This window comes from Streptomyces sp. NPDC059452, assembly GCF_042750035.1.
In the GTDB taxonomy this organism is placed as follows: Bacteria; Actinomycetota; Actinomycetes; order Streptomycetales; family Streptomycetaceae; genus Streptomyces.
In genome coordinates, this window is record NZ_JBHYVE010000061.1 from 1 (window position 1) to 3,284 (window position 3,284).

Genomic DNA, 3,284 nt, shown 5'->3' on the forward strand with positions numbered 1-3,284 from the left:
TCACACTACTACGCTCGGGGGCAGGCCTGTTATTATTTAAGGGCGATCGGCCCGGGTGAACCGGAGTGCGTTCTTCCCCAGCGGCGGAGTTAGGTTAGCCTAACCAGCGAATCCCGGTTGTGGATCTTGCACTCCGATCGAAGGGCTTCGCCATGGAGCGTGCTCAGGGCCTGCTGTCCGCCGAACTCCCCCTGGAGCGTGCGGTGTGAGCGCCGGAACCGGGGGCCGCCTCCTCGCGGGAGGCGAGCACGGGCCGGGCCGGCTGCGGGAGCTGACCGCCGTCGTCCTGGACGCACTGGAGAGCGGGGCCCGGGCCAGGGGCGGACCGCTGCCCGCCGGGGGACCGGAAGCCGTGGCCCGGCGGACCGGCGCCCTGTGCTCTCCGGTGCTGCCCGAGGAGGGCGTCGGGGCCGAGGCCGCACTCGCGGACCTCGTACGGGCCGTTGCCGAGGGGGCCGCCGACCCGGCCGACCCCGCGTGCGTCGCCCATCTCCACTGCCCGCCGCTCGCCGTGGCGGTCGCGGCGGAGCTGGCGGGGGCGGCCCTCAACCCCTCCATGGACTCCTGGGACCAGGCGCCCGCCGCCGGAGTGATCGAGGAGCTGACCACGGCCGCACTGGCCCGGCTCATCCACCCCGGTGCCCCCGCGCCCGACGCTCTCATCACCAGCGGCGGCACCGAGTCCAACCTCGTCGCCCTCCTCCTCGCCCGGGAACGAGCGGCGCCCGCCCCGCTGCGGGTGGTGACCGGCGCCAACGCCCACCACAGCGTGCACCGCGCCGCCTGGATGCTCGGCCTGCCCGCCCCCACCGTCGTCCCCTGCCACGACGGCCGCATCGACCCCGCCGCCCTCGACCGCACCCTGGCCGGGCTCGGCGACGGGCCCGTCCTGGTCGTCGCCACCGCGGGCACCACCGACGAAGGGCGCATCGACCCGCTCCCCGAGATCGCCCGGATCGTCGAGCGGTACGGAGCCGAGCTCCACGTGGACGCGGCCTACGGCGGCCCCCTGCTGTTCAGCGAACGCCTCGCGCCCCGGCTCGCGGGGCTGGAGCACGCCGTCTCCGTAACGTTCGACCTGCACAAGCTCGGCTGGCAGCCGGTCGCCGCCGGAGTGCTGGCCGTCGCGGACACCGCCCTGCTCGCCCCGCTCTCCCTGCGCGCCGACTACCTCAACGCCGACGACGACACCGAGGCCGGGCTCCCCGACCTGCTCGGCCGCTCGATCCGCACCACCCGGCGCCCCGACGCCCTGAAGATCGCGGCCACCTTCCGGGCGCTGGGACGCCGGGGACTGAGCGAACTGGTGGAGCACTGCGTACGTACGGCTGAGGAGTTCGGCCGGGCCGTCGACGCACACCCCGCACTGCGCCGCCGCCCCGGCGGGATCGGCATCAGCACCGTGCTGTTCCGGCCGGTGGCGGCCGACGCGCTGGAGCCGGAGGCCGGGGACGCCGTCGTCGCCGAGGTGCGCCGCACGCTGCTCATGGACGGCCGGGCCGTCCTCGGCCGGGCGGTGGCGGAGGACGGCGACGGGCGGCGCAGGCTCTGGCTCAAGGCCACGCTGCTGCACCCGGCCGCCGCCACGGCCGACCTGCTGCCGCTGCTCGACCTCGTCACGGAGGCGGCGGAGCGGGCGGCGGCCGAAGGAGACGGTGGCGGCGGTGATACCGGCGCCCCGGTGACGGAAAGGCTGTCGCCATGACGTTGCCGACGCGCACGAACCCCGTTGGAGGAACGCGATGACGCCCGGACCACGAACCCCGCCGCTCGATCTGCTGGGGGTGGGCGCAGGGCCCTTCAACCTCTCGCTCGCCGCGCTCGCCGACGGCGTGCCCGGCCTGCGCAGTGCCTTCCACGAACAGCGCACCTCCTTCCACTGGCACCCCGGACTCCTCATCGAGGGAGCGACCCTCCAAGTCCCCTTCCTGGCCGACCTGGTGAGCCTGGTCGAGCCCACCAGCCCCTGGTGCTACCTCAATTACCTCAAGGTCCGGCGCCGCCTCTTCCCCTTCTACTTCGCCGAGCGCTTCCACATCCACCGTTCGGAGTTCGACAACTACCTCCGCTGGGTGAGCACCGAACTGCCCTCCACCCACTTCGGTCACCGTGTCGACACGATCGCCTGGGACGCCCAAACGGCCGCGTTCGCCGTGGAGTTCACCCGGCTCGGTCCGGACGGCGAGACCCTTCAGGCCGGGCTCACCCATGCCCGTAACCTCGCTCTCGGCGTCGGCACCGCACCGTACGTCCCCGAGCCGCTGCGGGCCCTGGCCGCCGACCCCGTACCCCTGGTCCTGCACTCCGCCGACTACCTCGCCCAGCGGGACCGGCTGCTCGCCGCCCGGCACATCACCGTCGTCGGCTCGGGGCAGTCCGGCGCGGAAGTCCTGCTGGACCTGCTGCGGTTGAGGCCCGAAGGGGCGGAGGGGCTGACCTGGCTCGCCCGTACCCCGGCCTTCGCGCCCATGGAGTACAGCAAGATCGGCCTGGAGCAGTTCACCCCGGACTACACGCGCTACTTCCATGGCCTTCCGCAGGCCACCCGGGACCGGCTGCTGCCCAGTCAGTGGCAGCTCTACAAGGGGGTCAGCGGGGACACGCTCGGGGACATTCACGACGAGCTGTACCGGCGCAGCCTCGGCGGCGACTGGCCCGATGTCACCCTCACCCCCGGCATCGAGGTCACCGGCGCCTCCGTCACGGACGGCGGCCGCATCGAACTGGTCGTCGAGCACGGCCAGCAGGAGACCCGGGGGCGGCTCACCACGGACGCGGTGGTCCTCGCCACCGGGTACCGGGAGCGCCCCGTGGACACGCTGCTCGCCGCCCTCGACCCGTACATCGTCCGCGACAGCGCCGGGCGTCCGCAGGTGGACGAGGCCCAACGGCTCGTCCTCGCCCCGGGGATCGACGGCTCGGTTTTCGTGCAGAACGCGGAACGGCATACGCACGGGGTCGGCGCCCCCGACCTGGGCCTGGCCGCGTGGCGCTCCGCCGTCATCATCAACGCGCTGACGGGCAAGGAGACTTACCCGCTGCCGGACCGCACCGCCTTCACCACGTTCGGGCTGGGCGCGGACGACCGTGGCGGGGTGCCGAGCCGCATGGCCGAGGAGCGGCGGTAACACGGCGCTGGGCCGCGCGGTGGGTTTCACCGTGCGGCCCAGAGCGGGTGTGCGTGTGTGTGGGGTTGTTGTGTGGTTCAGCTCTTGCGGGCGGTGATCTCTTCGGTGAGCTGGGGGACGACGGTGAAGAGGTCGCCGACGACGCCGTAGTCGACG

The 3,284-nt window shown here is 73.3% G+C and carries 2 protein-coding genes; both read left to right on the forward strand.

Annotated features, from left to right (window positions below):
* The first annotated feature begins 205 nt into the window (after positions 1-205).
* Positions 206-1,705 carry a pyridoxal phosphate-dependent decarboxylase family protein gene (locus ACFW9Z_RS36020; protein WP_384647936.1) on the forward strand — a complete coding sequence of 500 codons (1,500 nt, stop codon included), beginning with the start codon at positions 206-208 and terminating at the stop codon, positions 1,703-1,705.
* Between the two features lie 37 nt (positions 1,706-1,742).
* Positions 1,743-3,128 (forward strand): lysine N(6)-hydroxylase/L-ornithine N(5)-oxygenase family protein, encoded by a 1,386-nt coding sequence (locus ACFW9Z_RS36025; RefSeq protein WP_384647938.1) that lies wholly within the window; start codon positions 1,743-1,745, stop codon positions 3,126-3,128.
* Positions 3,129-3,284 lie beyond the last annotated feature (156 nt).